At 44.5% G+C, this 19275-nt stretch carries 14 protein-coding genes and 2 pseudogenes; 10 read left to right on the top strand and 6 right to left on the bottom strand.

All coding sequences use genetic code 11. The annotated features are described in order from the left end of the window. Positions 1-38 precede the first annotated feature (38 nt). From recD2 to FC15_RS07480, 3 genes are all read left to right on the top strand, one after another. Complete coding sequence (gene recD2 / locus FC15_RS07490) at positions 39-2510, top strand: SF1B family DNA helicase RecD2 (RefSeq protein WP_057825425.1); 2472 nt, start codon at positions 39-41, stop codon at positions 2508-2510. A 263-nt stretch (positions 2511-2773) separates the two neighbouring features. Continuing rightward, positions 2774-3883, top strand: coding sequence for a PTS transporter subunit EIIC (locus tag FC15_RS07485; protein ID WP_057825423.1), 1110 nt, complete (start codon positions 2774-2776; stop codon positions 3881-3883). Then, positions 3870-4727, top strand: a complete 858-nt coding sequence (locus FC15_RS07480) for an alpha/beta hydrolase (RefSeq protein ID WP_057825420.1) — start codon at positions 3870-3872, stop codon at positions 4725-4727. The genes FC15_RS07485 and FC15_RS07480 overlap by 14 nt, the downstream gene beginning before the upstream one ends. Before the next feature lie 133 nt (positions 4728-4860). Here FC15_RS07480 and FC15_RS07475 read toward each other — a convergent pair whose 3' ends face one another. The 3 genes from FC15_RS07475 to FC15_RS07465 all read right to left on the bottom strand — a co-directional run bounded on the left by FC15_RS07475 (position 4861) and on the right by FC15_RS07465 (position 8035). Beyond that, the gene (locus FC15_RS07475; protein ID WP_057825418.1) at positions 4861-5829 is read right to left on the bottom strand and encodes a diacylglycerol/lipid kinase family protein; all 969 of its coding nucleotides are present in this window, start codon (positions 5827-5829) and stop codon (positions 4861-4863) included. A gap of 296 nt (positions 5830-6125) precedes the next feature. Further along, the gene (rnjA, locus tag FC15_RS07470) at positions 6126-7820 is read right to left on the bottom strand and encodes a ribonuclease J1 (RefSeq protein WP_057825416.1); all 1695 of its coding nucleotides are present in this window, start codon (positions 7818-7820) and stop codon (positions 6126-6128) included. Beyond that, positions 7820-8035 carry a DNA-directed RNA polymerase subunit epsilon gene (locus tag FC15_RS07465; protein WP_057825415.1) on the bottom strand — a complete coding sequence of 72 codons (216 nt, stop codon included), beginning with the start codon at positions 8033-8035 and terminating at the stop codon, positions 7820-7822. The genes rnjA and FC15_RS07465 overlap by 1 nt, the downstream gene beginning before the upstream one ends. Before the next feature lie 226 nt (positions 8036-8261). On the opposite strand from FC15_RS07465, the gene FC15_RS07460 reads away from it, so the two are divergent. The 4 genes from FC15_RS07460 to FC15_RS07445 all read left to right on the top strand — a co-directional run bounded on the left by FC15_RS07460 (position 8262) and on the right by FC15_RS07445 (position 13857). Then, positions 8262-8735 (top strand): hypothetical protein, encoded by a 474-nt coding sequence (locus FC15_RS07460; protein WP_057825413.1) that lies wholly within the window; start codon positions 8262-8264, stop codon positions 8733-8735. A gap of 76 nt (positions 8736-8811) precedes the next feature. Beyond that, positions 8812-9492 (top strand): ABC transporter ATP-binding protein, encoded by a 681-nt coding sequence (locus FC15_RS07455; RefSeq protein ID WP_057825412.1) that lies wholly within the window; start codon positions 8812-8814, stop codon positions 9490-9492. A 290-nt stretch (positions 9493-9782) separates the two neighbouring features. Next, a complete protein-coding gene (locus tag FC15_RS07450) occupies positions 9783-11093 on the top strand; it encodes an NCS2 family permease (protein WP_057825409.1) in 1311 nt (436 codons plus the stop codon). Positions 11094-12132: 1039 nt separating this feature from the next. Continuing rightward, positions 12133-13857 (top strand): phospho-sugar mutase, encoded by a 1725-nt coding sequence (locus tag FC15_RS07445; RefSeq protein ID WP_057825407.1) that lies wholly within the window; start codon positions 12133-12135, stop codon positions 13855-13857. Positions 13858-14165: 308 nt separating this feature from the next. Here the strand turns inward: FC15_RS07445 and FC15_RS07440 are convergent, their stop codons facing one another. The 3 genes and pseudogenes from FC15_RS07440 to FC15_RS07430 all read right to left on the bottom strand — a co-directional run bounded on the left by FC15_RS07440 (position 14166) and on the right by FC15_RS07430 (position 16511). Beyond that, positions 14166-14723, bottom strand: coding sequence for a dihydrofolate reductase family protein (locus FC15_RS07440; protein WP_057825405.1), 558 nt, complete (start codon positions 14721-14723; stop codon positions 14166-14168). Positions 14724-14793: 70 nt separating this feature from the next. Then, positions 14794-15339, bottom strand: a pseudogene (locus FC15_RS09045) (M13-type metalloendopeptidase); the annotation flags it as partial. 30 nt (positions 15340-15369) lie between these two features. Continuing rightward, positions 15370-16511 (bottom strand): annotated as a pseudogene (locus FC15_RS07430) (M13 family metallopeptidase). Between the two features lie 257 nt (positions 16512-16768). On the opposite strand from FC15_RS07430, the gene FC15_RS07420 reads away from it, so the two are divergent. The 3 genes from FC15_RS07420 to FC15_RS07410 all read left to right on the top strand — a co-directional run bounded on the left by FC15_RS07420 (position 16769) and on the right by FC15_RS07410 (position 18640). Continuing rightward, entirely contained in the window at positions 16769-17170 is a 402-nt protein-coding gene (locus FC15_RS07420) for an ATP-binding cassette domain-containing protein (protein ID WP_057825397.1), read from the top strand. Between the two features lie 15 nt (positions 17171-17185). Next, positions 17186-17488, top strand: a complete 303-nt coding sequence (locus FC15_RS07415; protein ID WP_146979165.1) for a P-loop NTPase family protein — start codon at positions 17186-17188, stop codon at positions 17486-17488. 216 nt (positions 17489-17704) lie between these two features. Then, a complete protein-coding gene (locus FC15_RS07410) occupies positions 17705-18640 on the top strand; it encodes an ABC transporter permease (protein WP_146979164.1) in 936 nt (311 codons plus the stop codon). The last annotated feature ends 635 nt before the right edge of the window (positions 18641-19275 follow it).

Genomic DNA, 19275 nt, shown 5'->3' with positions numbered 1-19275 from the left:
CGATGCGAAAGTGCGGGTCATGGAGTATAAGGAATAACATGATGAAAACGATCCAAGGAAACGTGACACTCGAAGGGCTGATCGATGGTGTTTTGTTCGAAAGCCCGACGAGTTTGTTTAAAATTATCTCGGTTAAGATCACGAAGAAAAATTTCGATTGGGACGATGCGACCATCATCGTCACTGGCAGTTTTGGTGAGTTGAACCTTGATGAGCGCTACGAGTTCAGTGGTCAGGTGGTCTCTCATCCAAAATATGGTCGTCAATTTCAGACAGATAATTATCATTTGATGTCACCGGATACGGAAAGTAGTCTGGTGGCCTATTTTTCGGGGACACAATTCAAGGGCGTCGGCAAGGCGACCGCTCAAAAAATCATCAATCACTTAGGCCTCGATGCGATTGATAAGATTCTGGCCAACGCTGATGTGCTCCAAGAAGTTGGCCTGAAGCCTGCGCAGCAACAGGCTGTTGTTGCCCAGCTTGCACAATCCCACGGGACGGAACAGGCGATGATCACGCTGGCAGAATATGGATTTGGCCCGCGGCTAGTTGATCAGATTATCTCTAAATATCATTCCGACGCCTTAGCGGTCATTCAGAAAAATCCGTATCAACTCGTGTATGATATTCAAGGTATCGGTTTTAAACGCGCCGATCAGGTCGCAGCCAAGTTAGGCATTGCGGCAGACGCTCAGGTTCGCATCGAAGCGGCATTGATTCAATTTTTACGCAATGACTTAGCTACGAATGGCAATACCTATTCAGATCCACGTGCCGTTCTCGAAGGCGCGCTGGCGCTATTATCGGATAGCCGCTTCGAAGTCCCCTCTGATCAGCAGGTGGCCGACGAACTTGTTGCCTTGGCTGCTTCCGGTGGGATCATTGTTGAAGAGAAACGAATTTATTTACATTCGAGCTATCAAAGCGAGTTTGAAATTACGAACCGGCTACAAAAATTATTGACTGCGAAAGAAAAATCGTGGTCAGTCAAGTCGTTCGATCAGGAATTAAAAGCATTATCACGTTGGTTAAAGGTTGTCTACGATCAGCAACAAGTTGATGCCATCAAGATGGCACTCGACCAGCCAATCAGTATTTTAACGGGTGGCCCGGGAACAGGGAAGACCACAATCTTGTCTGCGGTGGTCACGTTGTTTGCCAAGAAAAATCATCTCAGCTTGGATCCCAAAGATTATGAGGATGAACCATTTCCCATCCGTCTCGCCGCGCCAACAGGTCGCGCTGCCAAACGACTCAGCGAAACCATCGGCTTACCAGCACAAACCATTCACCGTTTACTAGGATTAACGGCGATGGATGATCAACCATTTCAGGAGCAGGCACAGGAAATACAGGGTCGTCTGTTGATTATAGATGAAATGTCGATGGTTGATCAACAATTGTTTCAGACGCTCTTACAAGCGGTGCCAGAAGGGATGCAGGTGGTTCTGGTTGGTGACCAAGATCAGTTGCCGTCGGTTGGTCCCGGACGTGTTTTTGCGGACCTGATTGCCAGTCATTGCGTACCCACCACGAAACTAACTAAAATTTATCGCCAATCGACCGGCTCAACGATTATTTCGTTAGCCAGAGACATCAATCAAGGCATGATTCCAGATAATCTCACTGACAACTTACCCGATCGCTCGTTCATTGCCTGTCTACCAGGCCAAGTTGAGCATATTGTTGAGCAAGTGATTCAGAAATCGATTGCCCGCGGATTTTCACTCGAAGAAACACAGATCCTCGCGCCCATGTATCGGGGTGTTGCCGGCATCGACGCCATGAATAATGGTGTTCAAAACCTCGTGAATCCTAAAAAAGCCGCAGCCACGAAAGAAATCAAATTTGGCCAGGTGACTTATCGCATCGGCGACAAGGTTATTCAGCTCCAAAATGATGGCCAGCGCGGTATTTACAACGGTGATATCGGTCGCGTGACTGGTATTGAGGAAGCCTCTAAGAAAAACGACCATCAAGCTAAACTGATCGTAGATTTTTCAGGCAATGAAGTCGAGCTGGTCGCCGCTGACTGGCGTAACCTCAGCTTGGCCTATTGCGTCTCGATCCATAAATCTCAAGGTAGCGAATACGAACTTGTCATCTTGCCACTGACCATGCAAAGCCACCGAATGTTACAGCGTAAACTCTTATATACAGCAATCACACGTGCCAGAGCAAAATTGGTGATGGTCGGTCAAAAAGAGGCCTTTGTCCAGGCAATTCTCGCAGAAGGCACCGAAAGACGCACAACATTGGCTCAGCGTATTCGTCGATTGATGAATCCCGATGAAGTGAACGACGCGCCTAAAACTGCAGATACACAAGTTGATCATAAAAAAGAAACAGCCTCCCAAGCACAGACGGAGGATCGCAATTCAGATTTAGCTGCGACTGTTGAAGACCCACAGACATTTCGATTAACGGCTACGCTGATTGCCTCAGGAAAGATTGATCCAATGATTGGCATGGAGAATATTAAATTAACGACGAAGACATCCGCATAGGGTGTTTTTTTGTGCGGGTTGCCGAAGTTACTACGCAAAATGGTCGTTCTTGCTGTGGGGCCGTCTACAGCTCTTTTAGCAAGCTAAAAGTAGCTTTCGACTAAAATTGGAGCCTTCGAAAACGTGCTCTACAAGGCAACTTCTTGCGCTTAACAACAATATCTAAACGATTCGCTACACGAATCATCTAGATATTATCGTTAATGCTCAGAAGCTAACCGCCTTGTTACACACTCTATTCGAAGTCTCCAATCTACCAATGGTTGCCATTCGCCACAAAAATTCGAACGGTTTGTCAGAGCGTTAGTCAATTAACGTTAGGAATCGCGTCGCTTTTAGCTGCGTATCAAGCCGCTCGTTATACGACAAAGGGCTATCATAAAGATAGTCAAATGGCTGGATTGACTTCGTTCGTGGGCTATTTATTGATCTGTTATCGCCCAACTGGTCAGCGGGGAATCAGTTTTAACTGGACCTTGTTGGGCATGCAGGGCTTGTTGCTGGGATTGCTATTCGGTTATTTTGTGGGGCAGATTTTTCGCCGTGTCGGTGGTTCGGATACGACGATTGCCGGGAAGACGAGGGATATCTTCGATCACGCCTTCATTGCGTTGCCCGCGATCCTAGTTGTCAGTGTGATTGGTATCTTGGGCGAGTATCTCGTTGTGCTGCTTAATCGGTATAGTGTGATTTCAGAAATTGTGACACGCGTCGCCAACTTCGGCAGTCAACAACATGAAGTTGTCTCGACGATTCTGGTGGGAATGTTGACGACATTGATGGGGTGGTTGGGCATGAGTGGACCTTATGCCACTTTTTCGTTTAACGATGATCCTAGTGCGATTGCCAACCTGAATCGCGCACTGACGAAACACTCGCTGTGGCAAATTCCTTACAAGTATACTGGCACAACACTTTTTCACAGTTTTGGTAGTTTCGGCGGGCTAGGGTCAACGCTGGCACTCTTGATTGCCATCCTGATCGTGGCTAAACATCAACATGTGTTACGAGTGGCACGCTGGTCACCGTTGCCCGTTTTGTTCAATAACAACGCGTTGATGTTGCTGGGAATTCCGTTATTATTGAACCCATTATACTTGGTGCCGTTCATGCTAACGTCTGTTTTCAATATGGCGATTGCAGCGTTTGCCATTTATCTGCGATTGATGCCGCCAGTGGCTTACCCGGTTCCATTAGGGACACCTGGTGTTCTGGTCGCATTTATCGGAACGGGTGGTCATTTTTCCGCGCTCATCGTCGGTTTAATCTGCTTGCTGATCGATGTGTTGATTTATTTGCCTTTCGTGCAACTTTCAGAAGATGTCGTGGCCACGATCGAACGAAAAGAGGATGCCGAAAATGAAATTAGTTAAGTTGAAATTTAAAGCGTGGCGTTGGCGTGATCATGGTTTGTTGCTAGTGGTGTTATTGCTACTGGTATTTCTCACGAGCACCGCGTATTCTTGGACGAGAGAAAATATTGATCAGCTCACGAAATGGCGCAATTCGCGATTATCGCCAGTTATCATGGTTCCCGGCAGTTCAGCAACTGAAAATCGTTTCGATAGCTTGGTCGATAAACTAAATGAGACTTCGCCAGTGAAACATAGTCTACTGAAGGTCAAAGTTTATAGCAGCGGCAAAATCACGTATAGTGGCAGCATTCGCGCCAAAGATAATGAACCCGTCATTGTGGTCGGCTTCGAAAATAATCAAGACGGCTACGAAAATATCAAGAAACAAGCTAAGTTCTTCGATATGGCATTTGCACAATTGCAAAATCGTTATAATTTTAATAACTATAAAGCCTTTGGTCATTCCAATGGGGGACTCATTCTGACGGCCTTTCTTGAGAAGTACGCGAGTCAATATGATGTCACCTTGAAGCGACTAATGACTTTGGGCACACCGTATAATTTCAACGAGGCGACGCTATCGCACAAAACCCAAATGCTAGCAGATTTTATTAAAAGTAAAAAAAAGCTACCGACGAGTCTGAATGTTTATTCAATTGCCGGTACTGAAGATTATGATTCGGATGGACTCGTGCCGCTTGGTAGCGTGGAAGCCGGTAAGTATATTTATCAAGGACAGGTGCAGCATTATACTGAAATTACGGTCACCGGTGGCAATGCGCAACACTCAGATCTACCGCAGAATCAACAAATTGTTTCGTTGATCCAGACCGATCTGTTGGATAAGGTTGATACGAATTGACCCGTGGATAAGGTGAATGCAACGCCTTGAAGAAGAATTGTTATGCCACAAAAAGAAATTGAGGCAACACAAAAAGGGAGATTCCAAGGAATCTTTCTTTTTGTTGTACAGGCGAATTGATGGTTAGACAAGCTTAGATCCAGAAGGGGTGTTGGGCATTCTCCGCCGTGATTTGGAATTGGTGTTTACCCATGTCCTCGCCGTCCATCTGGCCATATTGTGCGGGTGATATTTCATATCTCAAGTGGTCTCCCTTGAAAAGGTGTACCCCGGGACTGTTGACATGATGACCGTTAGTCAAAATTTGACGGATGAGTTTTAGCAGCCGTGGAAAATTAGGCTTATCGATCACAATTAGGTCGATTTCTTGTTGATGTGGATCGGCAGTAGGGAGAATTTTAATACCACCGCCGAAATAAGCGATATTAGTCATTGTTGTCAAGTAAGCATGTTTGAAATGAACCGGTTGATTGGCCTCATCGTAGACGGTCAACTGGAAAGGGGCTTGTTTTCTAAGGACAGTGAGGATATTAGACGCATAGGAAAGATTGCCAAGATGCCAACGATTCAGCGTGTTTTTGGTCTGTGAGTTTTCGGTTAAGTGAACAACATGGGCATCGAAGCCAATGCCGAAATTATTGATGAGAAACTTTTGCTGGCGATAAACGGGGTTGGCAGAATCGGTCATATGCACGTCGAAAATGTTTAATGGCGTGATATGGTCGATGGTGGTCAGTTGTGCCGCAAACGTATGCGCGTCTTTCGTCAGATGTAAGCTGCGAGCAAAGTCATTGCCAGAACCCGCGGGGAAATAGGCAATCGGTGTGTCGGGATGTTGTGAGCGGCGGATCCCGTTGAGGACTTGATTGACAGTCCCATCGCCACCCACGACAATGAGAACCGTTTGTTCCTCAGATTCATTGGTGTCGTCAGCTTCATCAGCGAGCTTGGTGGCGAGACTGATGGCGTGACCTGCGTATTCGCTGACATAAGAACGATAGCGAATCTGGACTTGTTTGAGTGCTTGTTGCAATTGTGGCCAGACTTCAGCAGCTTCTCCACTGCCGGCCTTGAGATTAATGATCACTTTGAAATTGGGCACAAAGATTCCTCCGAACGATGTTTCACGAATTAAATTGGTCATGATTAAAATAGAAATGCGCGGGATCAGCAGTAGCCAAAAAGTTGAAATACCGATGAAAATCGACACGCAAATAAGAACTATTATATCATTTTTAAGCCCCATAGAAGTAGGGCTGGCAAAATTACACCGATACTTTCAAAAATCAACAAATCCGCCGTCAGCCGTTCAAGCCAGTTAGTGGGATTGCGAGGTAGTCAAGTTCACAAAAAAGAGGCCTAGGTGATTAGCCTAGGCCTCTTTATTCAAATTTGAATTTAATTTGCTGAAATTAACATTGGTAAAATCATCGGGTGACGCTCGGTACGCTCGAACAAGAAGTCTTGCAGTGAATCGATGATAGCATCACGTAACGTGGATTCCAGCACCTTATCTTCTTCGGCGAATAGCTTGCGCATCACGCTGTAAATGCGTTTCTGAGCACTTTCAATCAGTGGACCAGATTCACGCATGTAGACAAAACCACGAGAGAGAATATCGGGACCGGCAAGGACCAATTTCTTCTTGTAGTCGATCGTTGCCACAACCACAACCAAGCCTTCTTCAGAAAGGACGCGGCGATCGTGAAGGACGACGTTACCGATGTCGCCAATACCACTGCCATCAACGTAAACATCATCGGCCGGGAAGTGACCAGCCAGACGTGCGCGGTTCTTCGTCAAGGCGAGCACGTCACCGTTTTCCATAATGAAGCTGTGATTCAATGGCACACCACAGAGTTCAGCTAATTCGGTATGGATCTTCAACATCCGGTATTCACCATGAATGGGCATGAAAAACTTCGGTTTCATCAAGCGCAACATTAATTTCTGTTCTTCCTGGCCACCATGACCAGAAGTATGAATGTTGTTGACTTTACCATGAATCACATCCGCACCGGCTTCGGAAAGTTGGTTGATCAAATGGTTGACGCTAATTGTGTTACCAGGAATAGGATTACTTGAAAAAATAACCGTATCGCCAGGATTAATCGAGATCTGGCGGTGGGTTCCGTTAGCAATCCGGCTCAGTGCAGCCATCGGTTCACCTTGCGAACCTGTACATAAAATCATCACTTTGTTGGCAGGCAATGAGTTGATTTCGTGAGCATCCACTAAGACGCCATCAGGAATCTTGAGGTAACCAAGTTCTTGACCATTGACGATTGCAGTCTCCATACTACGGCCGAACACAGCAACTTTACGGCCATGCTCGATCGCGGCATTGATTGCTTGGGCGACACGAGAGATATTAGAAGCGAAGGAAGCAAAAATAATGCGACCTTCAATCCCTTCGAAAATATGACGGATCGAGTTACCAACGAAACGCTCTGATTTGGTGAAATTAGGCACCTCTGCGTTCGTTGAGTCCGACATGAGTAGGAGAACACCTTCTTCACCTAGACGCGCCATCCGCTGCAAATTAGGAGCAGGTTGATCGCCGACTGGTGTCAGATCGAATTTGAAATCGCCAGTTTCGACAATGGTACCTTGAGGTGTATGAACAGCAACCCCTAAAGTATCTGGAATCGAGTGGGTAGTTCTGAAGAAACTGACGCTAACTTTACGATATTTTAAGACGGTATCTTCACCAATCTCATGAAGTTCAGTGGTCGACAAGAGTCCATGCTCTTCCAACTTACCTTTAATTAAGGCTAAGGCAAGTGGCCCTGCATAGACAGGTATATTGGGGATCTGCTTTAATAAGAACGGAATACCACCAATGTGGTCTTCATGACCATGAGTGATGACTAAGGCTTTGACTTTGTCGATGTTCTCGGCAATATAACTATAGTCAGAAATGACATAATCGATACCTAACAGCTCATCTTCGGGGAACTTGATCCCTGCATCGATGATAATGATCTCATCTTGGAATTGAACCCCGTACATGTTTTTACCGATTTCACCAAGACCACCAATGGCAAAAACGCCGACTTCGTTATTTTGAATTTTAGGCTTTTTGTTGTTCATTAATTGAACTCCGTCAGCTTAAATTCAGGATTCTTCTGCTCATAATCTAAGAAGTTCCCCGTTAATTCTTGGATTAATTCGATGTTGTAATCCGTATTTTGTTCAACCAAGGCACGTGCCTCGATGGAAGAAGCTGCTTCCAAATAAAGGGCCTGAGTCTGCTCGCGTTTAGGATTGCGAACTTGGTCAGGTTGGTATAAGACTTTGAAAATCAATATAAAAACTCCTTTTATCAATTAAATTTATCCGCTCGATTGGTTGCATAAAGCAACAGTTACGTTGATATTATCATATTTTAGAAGGATTGTACAATAAAGAACGCGTACGCAGCTTCACGTTATGCCAGCTGCGTCTCAAGTCGCTTTTGGTAGTGTTTTATTTCGCTAGACCTTATACTGAATTTAGATGAATAATTTTCTAATTTAAGGGTAGGTGTTTGTGATGTGGTGGTCTGTTTTCGGAATGATAATTGCTGCCTTGGTCGTTTACGTGATCGGCCATCATTTGTGGCTGCGTTTTCGACAAATTTCTTATCAAAAGCAACTGGATCAACAAATCCGACAAGTGCTTCCAAATTTGCAAGCCAAAATACCACAATTAATTCCTGAGAGTTTAACCAGTTCGATCCCAGTTTCAATCTGGCACCGAGATGTCTTGATTTATGAATACATGGTTCAATTGCGCAACACGTCTTCAGTGACAATAACCGCGCCTGCACTCGGTATTGAGTTGAATCGTGCGCCTGCACTGAAGGCACGTTTAATTGTGACCGAATGTTGGCAAAGAGGCGATCGCTTTCATTTCGACGTGGCCTACCTGATCAATCCAGAAACACTTGAATATGTTGGTGACATGGCTAAAATCGCCGAGGTTGATGAAGCGCAAGCTAAGGAAATCAATAATCATAAAGAATAATTATAATTATTGAAACGCTCTCATCAATAAAAAGACTATGATTAACTTATTATCATCTTGGGGGAGAGTGATAAGTTTGACAATCATAGACTTAGAAGACGTGAGCTTTGTCTCACATGGCCACACCGTCATTGACCACTTGAATCTTAAAGCCGAACAAGGCGACTTTTTGGCAATCTGTGGTTCTGAAGGCAGTGGCAAGAGCGCATTGTTGAAAATTATTTCAACTTTGCTAGAACCAACGAGTGGTATTGTCTCCATCACGGATGATACTGCAGTACGGATGGGAATTACCGCCTATCGGCAACAAGTTGCGTTTTGCTTTCAAAAGCCGATTCTATTCGGTCGCACCGTTCGTGATAATCTGACGTTTCCATTTAAACTTCGTCACACGACACTTGATCTTGGCTTAGTCGAACAATATTTTCGTGCAGCACTTTTGCCAGCGACGACCATGGATCGCTTGATCTGTGAATTATCGATGGGTGAAAAACAGCTGATCGTGCTAATTCGCAACTTGTTATTATTACCAAAGGTGCTTTTGCTGGATGAAATTACTGCAGATGTTGACGAGCAGGAAAAGACACAGTTGCATCGGTTGATCCAACAAGCGCATCAACAAGGCATGATGGTAATTATGGCTACATTGGACCGAGGCATCTTACCTTTGGCAACGCGCCACTTGAAACTTGCAAATGGCAAACTCGAAAGTAAAGTTCAAACCGAGGATGAAATGACGAACATTATTCGGCTCTGAAAGCTTTCACGTTAATTTCGAATACGAATGATATTAGTATCGATAGATTCGGTTTTATAGCTGATTCTATCGATACTTTTTTGTCTTGCTGCGATTGCGCGGTGTCTGCGGGCAATGTCATGAGGCGATATGCAGTCATGTGGCGCAAGACGAGTCGCAGGCTCAAACAAAGTTAAGGCACAATGAAAAAAGATTAATGTTTGTCTTTACAACTGATATCGCCTGAGATATGATAGTAAATGTCTTTCAGAAAACAAAAAACACGAACATTATTTAAAGGATGGGACATTATGGGCTCAAAGTTAACGCAATACTTCATGTTTGATGAATTAAAAACGAATTGGCACCGAGAATTGCTGGCGGGTCTCACCACGTTTGTCAGCATGTGTTATATCTTATTCGTTAATCCTAGCGTCCTAGGCGCAGCAGGAATGGATAAGGGGGCAGTGTTCACGGCAACAGCATTGGCCAGTGCGCTCGGTTGTTTCATCATGGGCATTCTAGCAAAATACCCCATTGCTTCGGCACCCGCATTAGGCATTAACGCGTTTTTTGCTTATACCGTGGTAATTGGGATGAAGATTCCTTGGCAGACGGCTTTATCAGGTGTGTTTGTGGCTTCGATTATTTTCTTATTAATTACGATTTTTAAATTGCGTGAACTGATTATTAACGCGATTCCCGCGGATCTTAAATTCGCCATTTCTAGCGGTATCGGTATGTTTATTGCCTTCATTGGCTTACAAGATGGTGGATTGATCGTCGCCAACAAATCGACAGTTGTTGGATTAGGCTCACTCAGTGTTGGAACGACTTGGCTAACGATTTTCGGCTTGATTGCGACCGCAATTTTGATGATTCGTCGCGTTCCCGGCGCGATTTTCATTGGGATGGTCTTAACTTCAGCACTTGGCGTTGTGACCAACATGATTGAATTGCCATCACGAATTGTTTCTGGTGCGCCAAGCTTGGCCCCAACGTTTGGAGTTGCTCTTAAGCACGTGGGCTCGATCAACAGTTTGCAACTCGTTGTTGTCGTCCTGACCTTCTTACTGGTGACATTCTTCGATACAGCCGGCACCTTAGTCGGCTTAGCACAACAAGCCGGATTTATGAAAAACAACCAAATGCCTCGCGTCGGCAAAGCTTTGATGGCAGACTCAACTGCAATGTTTGCTGGCTCAATCTTGGGAACTTCACCGGTGGGTGCTTACGTTGAATCCTCTGCAGGTATTGCGGTTGGTGGACGTTCAGGCATGACCGCAGTGTTCACTGGTTTATTCTTCATCCTCGGCATGTTCTTCTCGCCATTATTGGCTGTCGTGACCACGCAAGTCACTGCACCAGCACTGATCATCGTTGGTGTATTGATGGCACAGAACCTCACAAAGATTGACTGGTCAAAATTGGAAATTGCGATTCCATCCTTCCTGATCGTGATCGGCATGCCATTGACTTACTCAATCTCAGATGGGATGGCGCTAGGATTGATCACTTATCCAATTGCGATGATTGCTGCTAAAAGAGGTAAAGAAGTTTCACCAGTCATGTACGGCTTGTTCTTCATCTTTATTGGCTTCTTGTGGATTTTGAATATTTAAACTTAAGCTAGCTATCAATCATTTTAGTTTCACGCCAAGAAAAAAGAGTTATCCTACTGCCTTGAATTCAGGCTTCTGTCGAAGCCTTAAATTCAACCCGTGTTGTCAATTTGCGGAAATCACGCGAATAACAACATTTTAACAGCAGGATAACTCTTTTTCTCTACACTGAGCGAGTTGTGATCAACATACATGAAGACGGCCGATATAAATAACAAGTGATAACTGGAAATCAAAGGAACGATTAGAGTAAAAAGATTGGCATCTTTTTTGAAATGAAGGGTTTCGTGAGACTCATTGCGGGACTGCCTTAATTATCACTGGAATAATTCAAGTGAATTACAACGTTGGTTTAAATATAAAAAATAATAATTATATAATTATAAAGATTGTAAAGAACTTATTTTAACAAAAATGTTTAATGGATTTGTAGAGAGGAGTGTCCAAAATGAGACCTTTGAATTATAAAACGCCATTATTGCTAATTGCAGCGTATTTAATCTCAAGATCTGTATCAGAATACTTTATGAATGGATTTATAAATCTAAAAGAAACGATTATCGGGCTTGTTACATTTTTATTTTTTGTTCTATTAGCTAAGCTTATAACAAAAGATAAACATTAATTCTTTGTTCAATTATGTTTCAAATTTTCCGGTTAACACAATTAAGGCTCGAATCCAAAAGCGGATTCGGGTCTTAATCATGTTAATCCTAAAATCCACCCGTGGGCTTCCACACTCTAAACGTGTTACAGCCCACTGAATTTTCCGGTTAACACAATTAAGGCTCGAATCCAAAAGCAGATTCGGGTCTTAATCATGTTAATCCTCAAATTCAACCCGTGGGCTTCCACACTCTAAGCGCCTTGCTTCACACTCTATTACTTTTTTCTTCCAAATTTCTTCTTTTCATCTGCTTTAAATCAGTTATAATAAAACCAGAACATCTCCTTACTTTTTCGTGTGCTTAAAGACTTAATTTTGGGTGTCGCGTCTATTTTGTGTTGTGACACATTATTTTGAAGGGTGGCTTTTTTTATGAGTTGGGAAGATAACTATCGATTGTGGCAGGCAGCTGATTTGACACAGGATCTGCAGGCTGAGTTGACTGAGATGGCTAAGGATCAGAACCAATTGGTTGAGGCGTTTACGCAGCCGATGGCGTTTGGGACGGCGGGCATGCGTGGTGTGATGCAGCCCGGGATCAACGCGATGAATATATACACGGTGCGTCAGGCAACTGAGGGACTAGCTCAGTTCATGGATCAGCTGGAACCTGCAAAAAAAGCGGCGGGTGTCGCAATCAGTTATGATTCTCGTTACCACTCACAGGAATTTGCATTTGCCGCTGCAGGCGTTCTAGGTGCGCATGGCATCAAGAGCTTTGTGTTTGATAGTCTGAGACCTACACCAGAGTTGTCCTTCACTGTGCGTCATTTAAAGACGTATGCGGGCATTATGATCACAGCAAGCCATAATCCCAAGCAATATAATGGTTACAAAATTTATGGCTCAGATGGGGGTCAGATGCCACCAGAAGAGGTGGACCAAATTGTCGCTTATATTGAAAAAGTGACCGATTTATTCAGTGTCAAGTCTTTGACGCAACCGCAATTACGTGACGCGAAGCTGTTGCAATTGATCGGTGAAGATCTTGATCAGGCTTATTTAGCCGAATTAGCAACGATTACGATTCGTCCTGATCTGATCAAGAAGGTCGCTAGTGAGTTGTCGTTGGTTTATTCGCCACTTCATGGCACGGGCAAGATGTTGTATGACCGTGTATTCCGGACGGCTGGCTTGACTCAAGTCGCCGTTGTGCCTGAGCAAGCAGTGCTCGATCCTGAGTTTGCAACGACCCTATTTCCTAATCCAGAATTCCCACAAGCCTTTGAATTAGCAGAGCAATTAGGCAAAAACGTCAAGGCGGATTTGTTGATTGCAACGGATCCAGATGCGGACCGCTTGGGCGCAGCCGTTCGCCAACCCAATGGGGACTATCATCTGTTGACGGGTAATCAGATTGCTGCGTTAATGGTTAACTATATTTTGGCGGCCAAACAAGCCATGAATCAGTTGCCAGCGGATGGATGCATTGTGAAGTCGATTGTTTCTAGTGAATTTGCAACGAAGGTCGCTGCAAATTATGGCATCGAAACGCGCAATGTTTTGACTGGTTTCAAGTATATTGGCGAACAGATCGAACAGATGGAAACGACAGGTCAAGGCCACTTCCTGTTTGGTTTCGAAGAAAGTTATGGCTACTTGGTCAAATCATTCGTGCGTGATAAAGATGCCATGCAGGCTTCCGTCATGTTAGCAGAAGTTGCCGCCTATTATCGTGAGCAAGGCAAGACAATGTATGACGGCCTGCAAGAATTATTTGAGAAGTACGGCTATTTCCAAGAGCGGACCGTATCCTTCGACTTCCCTGGCCTTTCCGGTCAAGAAACGATGGCCAATGTCATGGCCGCCTTCCGCGAGCAGCCTGTGCAAGCAGTTGATGGTGTTGCGGTGACAACGACGGAGGATTATTTACACCAGACCAAGACGTTGTCAGATGGTACGGTGACAGAATTGAATCTACCCCAAGCAGATGTTTTGAAATACTATCTTGCTGATGAAACATGGATTGCGGTTCGTCCTTCCGGTACAGAACCGAAGATCAAGCTATACTTCGGCGTTGTGGGTAAAAGTGTTGAAGCCAGCCAGGCTAAGATCGATGCGTACCAGGCGGCTTTGGCCCCTCGGTTTAAAAATTAGTCTGTTAGTTTAGTTATCATCATAAAAAGAGTTATCCTGCCTACATTTGGGCCTTCTGACGAAGTCTTAAATGCGTTGGTGCTGTTAGTTCGCGGAAGTTTCGCAATTAACAACACTTCACAGCTGGATAGCTCTTTTTTAGATGTCACAAACATCACGCTGATTTTTGCCAGCAAAAAAGACACCATCCCGTCCGTCTAGCCCAAGCAATGACAGCAATGTTAGGCAGGAACTTTGATGATGTCTTTAATTAAATGCGCCAAAATAGAAGGTTGATCGATTGAGCCCGTCGTTGTAGGTGAAAGATCTTAATCCTGGGGAATTCGTTCGTAGGTGAGGTAGGCTAATTCACCTTGCTGAATCGCATTTTTCAGTCGTAATTGACGCACCTTTGGACGACTTTGCTCGAAAAGTCTGATGCCATCTCCGAGAAGAATGGGCACAATCGAGATTTGATACTCATCGATGAGATCTGCATCGACTAACGGTTTGATCAGCGCTGCACCACCAATCACCCAGATATCACGCCCACTCTGGTGTTTGAGGTCAGACACTAAGGCAACTGGATCACTGCTGGTGAAAATCACGTGATCACGCGGCTTGAGCGTTTTGGTTGTGACCACATAGCTAGTTTTATCTGCGTAAAAGTAATCTGCAGCCATTTCTGGCATGAGTTCATCGATAATTTGTTGATAGGTTTTTCTGCCCATTAGAACCGTATCGATCCGTTGGTACAGGTCCTGGTAACTTGGATCCTGTGCAAGTTCGTCGGCATCGCCGAATTGTGTCAGCCAATCGATCGAACCATCGGTCTTCGCAAGATAGCCATCTAAACTCTGGGCGATGTACAAGATAACCTGATGCATAAACTGACCTCACTTTCATGACTTTTATTTTAGGATTGAATCGGTCATTGTTCAATTAAATTAAGATGATTTACCAAATCTGGACGCGTTTATCCGGTGCTAGCCACATCTGATCTTGTTCTGTGACGTGGAACGTTTGATAGAAGTCGTCTATATTCTGTGCCTGGATGTTGGTACGCAGTGAACCGGGAGCATGGACGTCGATATTGACCATGAATTGCTGAAAAGTCTCGGTCGTTTTCAAGCGCCAAATAAGAGCGAGGTGATTAAAGAAGGCGACTAGATCAACTTGGTCGCTTCTTTTGGCAGCTTCAAGTGCGCAGGAAAGTCCGCCAGCATCGACAATGTTTTCGCCAAGAATCTGCTGACCATTGAGTTTGACCCCTGCATAGTCTAGACCATCAAATTCGGCGGCCATCGCTTGCGTGCGTTGTTCGAATGCGGCAAAGTCGGCAGGTGTCCACCAGTTATTTAGATTTCCAAACGCATCGAATTTAGCTCCATTACTATCAAACGCGTGGGAGATCTCGTGAGCGATTATTGTGCCGATGCCGCCGTAATTTTCCGAATCAGACTGGTTGATGCTGTAAAAAGGTGCCTGTAGAATGCCAGCGGGAAGATTGATTTCGCTGAAGCTGGGGATGTATCAAGCATCAACGGTTTGACCAGTCATCATCCAGCGTGAACGATCAGTCGGCTGGTTCACCGCTAAGAAATCGGCCTCGCGTTTCACACGTTCAATGGTTAGAATCGTGTTCAGCAGATTGCCACCGTCCGCCGCCGTTTTGACTTTTATCTGATCATAAACGGCAGGGATCTCATCTGGGTAACCGACTTTGAGTACGAGGTGATCCAATTTATCGATGGCACGCATCTTTGTGGTCTGTGACAACCAAGTATTCCGTTCGAGACGTTGCCGATAAATATCAATCATTTGACGCGTCATCTGCGTCACGTCTTGTCTTGCTTGATCCCCAAAATAAGTTTCACTGTAATATTTCCCAATCACATCGTCAAAATAGCGTACGACCATTCGGTAAGCTTGTTTCTCTTGACTTGGCGTTGCGCGGCGGCCACCAAGAACACCACGATAACGATCGCCTAATTGGCGTAAATCTTCAGTCAGATAGGCCGTTGTTTCAAGAATTAGTTTAACTTGTAGCCAAGCATTGAATTCCTCGAATGGCGTGGTGGTGAGGAGCTGGTTGAGATGTTTGAAGTATTCAGGCTGGGTCACGTTGATCTGTACCGGGAGACGTTGGAGGATGTCGGCAATTGCCTGATTCAGATCGATTGCGGGAATTAAGCGAGTAAATTCGGCGAAGTCAGTTGGATGATATCTTGCGGTGTAATCAGCCAGTTCTTCGGCGCCTTTAACAAACGGCACCAGTGAAGCATCGAAAGCAACCGCCTGATCGACGAGTTGTGTCGCAACGGTTTCCTCGAAGCCAAAGCGTTTTAGGACGTCGACTGCCATTGGTGCCAAGTCGCAAGTAATTGCTGTCCCTTTTTATTTTCAGACGCGTAGTAATTTTTTTCAGGTAAAATGAGATTGAGAACACCGAATGTTAGTAGTTTTCGGGTCGTGTTTTTCATATCAGGTCCTGTGAAAAGGTCAAATGACAAGGGTGCGCCCATCTTGATCAACTCCGCAAGCTGGTCATTGACGTCATCCCAATGATGTAGCTGATCGAGAATTGCAAGCCGTATTTGTGCGGGACGAATGCCATCCCCCTCGCGTTTCTCAAAGTCGAGCGCCAGCTGATCTAGCTTGACGGCTTCACGCAAGGATGTTTTAGGAAGATTCGGGGTATCTTCCTAAAATAGTTTCTCTAAAAGAGTTGCATGACCTTTAAACAATGATATAGTATTCACATACAGCTGTGTAAAACGCTTTCTTTTTACTACATTAATGTTAGCACACAGGTTTCTATTCTAGCGATGCAAGTTATATTTGTGGACAGAAGGGCGTTCGGAGACGTTTATGCTGAGTACTTGCCAGGCAGGAATGCAAAAAATTAAATAGTTGCAATGGAGGATTTGACATGCTTGAAGTCAAGAATCTATCGTTTGCGTTTAAAAATCGACCAATTTTGAATCAGGTGAACTTTACCATCGAAAACGGGAAAATCATCGGCTTAGTTGCACCTAATGGCACGGGCAAAACGACTTTGCTGCGGTTACTATCCGGTTTGTTGCCGCATGGAAATGCGACACTAACCTTGAATTCGTATGACCAGCGCAAGCAACGGACGAAATATTTAAATCAGTTATTCTTCGTCGAGAGTTCAAATCACCTGTATAAGGATTTGACAGCTAAAGATCATTTGTTATACGTCAAGTCGATGTGGCATTCATCAATCAACATCCAACAAGTTGTAGATGAATTGGGCATGGCTAGCTATGACAAGATGAAGATTAAAAATATGTCGCTAGGGATGAAGTAACATGTGATCTTGGCGATGTATTTGGTGAGTGATGCCTCGTTAATGTTGATTGATGAGCCATTGAACGGACTGGATCCAACCAGCATTCAATTATTCGAGCGCGTCTTTGATTATCTACGGCATCAAGGTAAGAGCTTGCTGGTTTCGTCACACCAAATGGATAGTGTCGGACGAATTTGCGACGTGGTTTATTTCCTAAGAGATCAACAGATCCATCCATTGGTCAACGCCGGACAAGATATGATGGCTGAATATACTGGGATGTTCTTGCAGCAACCAGCAATGCAGCAGGAGGCCACGAATGCGCACGCAAATTAAGCTTGATTTCAAGCAGAATCTATGGTCAAGTTTTACAGTTGTCATCTTTTTGACTTTTTTTCTACTTTTAATGGTCAATTTCTTCGATAATTAGGCACAACGCCCAGTTACATCAACGAAATTCAAGATGCCTATGATCAGACCTCAGTAAAGGTGCAAGATGAAATCAAAAAACTACAGCAGGATAAGCATCCGGATCTAAGCACAAAGGCTATCTTGGAACAAGATCAGGAGCAATACGAGTATTTATCCGCAATTATTATGGCTTATCTCGGTCGAAAACCCACCGAGGTCAACCAAGCGTTACTTGCGTATGCTAAGTACAACTTAAAGGAGACTCAGCAGGGCCGCAGCAGTACGATTCGCCTGGTTGACTCTCCGGGCAAACAAACGGATTATTCGTTATTAGGACGCAAGAAGGATGTCTTCTTCTATCAATATTTATTGAAACATCAGCTCACGGAAATCCCAGCTAGCCAAGAAAATGCGCCGGCAACTAACTATTTGACCTATGCATTTTTCTATCGCCTGACCCCAATCCTAATTTTATTTGTATTCGCCATTCAGTTGGCCCAGATTTTCACCGTTGCGCAACAAGAAGGTACGTTGGATTTCCTCAACACCGTACCAACTAACCCGTTACGAACGATCACAAGCAAACTCGGCACATCTTTATTAATTCCACCCGCGCTATTATTGATTGCGGCATTGACTTGCTTCGTCATCGTCGGCGTCAAATACGGTTTCGGCACCTGGCATTATCCATTGGTCTATTCACTGGACGGTCAGCACGTGCAATCCTTGATGTTAGGGTACGCACTCGGATTATATCTCGCATTCCTATTACTCGTCGTGATTTTCCTTGCCGTTCTCACTGCACTTGTCAGTTTATTCAGCCATCATTTCAGTATCGTGCTGACCGTTGTTGGCGGCGTAATTCTTCTAGGCAGTCCCGCCGTTTTATCCAACCATCTGCTGTCAAAAATCACCACGTTGTTACCGATTGCTTATTTTGATCTACCAAATGTGGTGTTACATCAAACCACATGGCCGATTGCCTCATTACCTGTTGGAGCAGTCGTATTGATAGCGTGGACCGCGATATTGTATGGCATTGCAGCAGTAGTGGTTTGGCGGAAGCAGATGCTGTAAATATCATTCCAACTATGAGTTGTCGCACCTTTTCACCGAAGTCGCTACGGAAAATGGTTATTCTTGCTGGGGTATGCGTTGAACCGAAGTTGCTACAGACAATGGGCATGCTAGCCTATGGGGCCGGCCGCAGCTCTTTTTGAAACGCGTTCCGCAAGGCAGCAGTCTGTGCTTAACAACAATTTCTAAACGATTCGCAAGCGAATCATTCAGAAATTATCGTTAATGCTCAACTGCTAACCGCCTTTCTCCACGCTCTACTTCAAAAAGGAGCTTTCGCCTAAAACTTGTAGCTTTTGTTGCACAAAATCTAAAGTTTTGCCCGTGTTATAAGCTCGAAACACGTTTCGAGCTTATAACACTGTCACTGCAATCATGCCCATTGTCTTCCGCAACTTCTGATTTAGGCGGTAACGTAAAATAACTTGGCAAGATTTGCTGACAGCCTATTTCTTCGAACGAAAAATCATGATCAGAATATAAAATCGTGATTGCGTTAAATGGCGAAATTGAGACACGACTAATTTTCAGATTCACGCTAAATTACTTGCTTCATTTGATTGAAAATGGCAAGTATTTTGGCGTGAATATTTGTATTAGTCGTGTGTCTAGAATGACAAATTTAGAAAATCGGA

This window comes from Lapidilactobacillus concavus DSM 17758 (genome assembly GCF_001435835.1).
Taxonomy (GTDB): Bacteria; Bacillota; Bacilli; order Lactobacillales; family Lactobacillaceae; genus Lapidilactobacillus; species Lapidilactobacillus concavus.
This window is presented reverse-complemented; position numbering and strand designations above follow the sequence as displayed.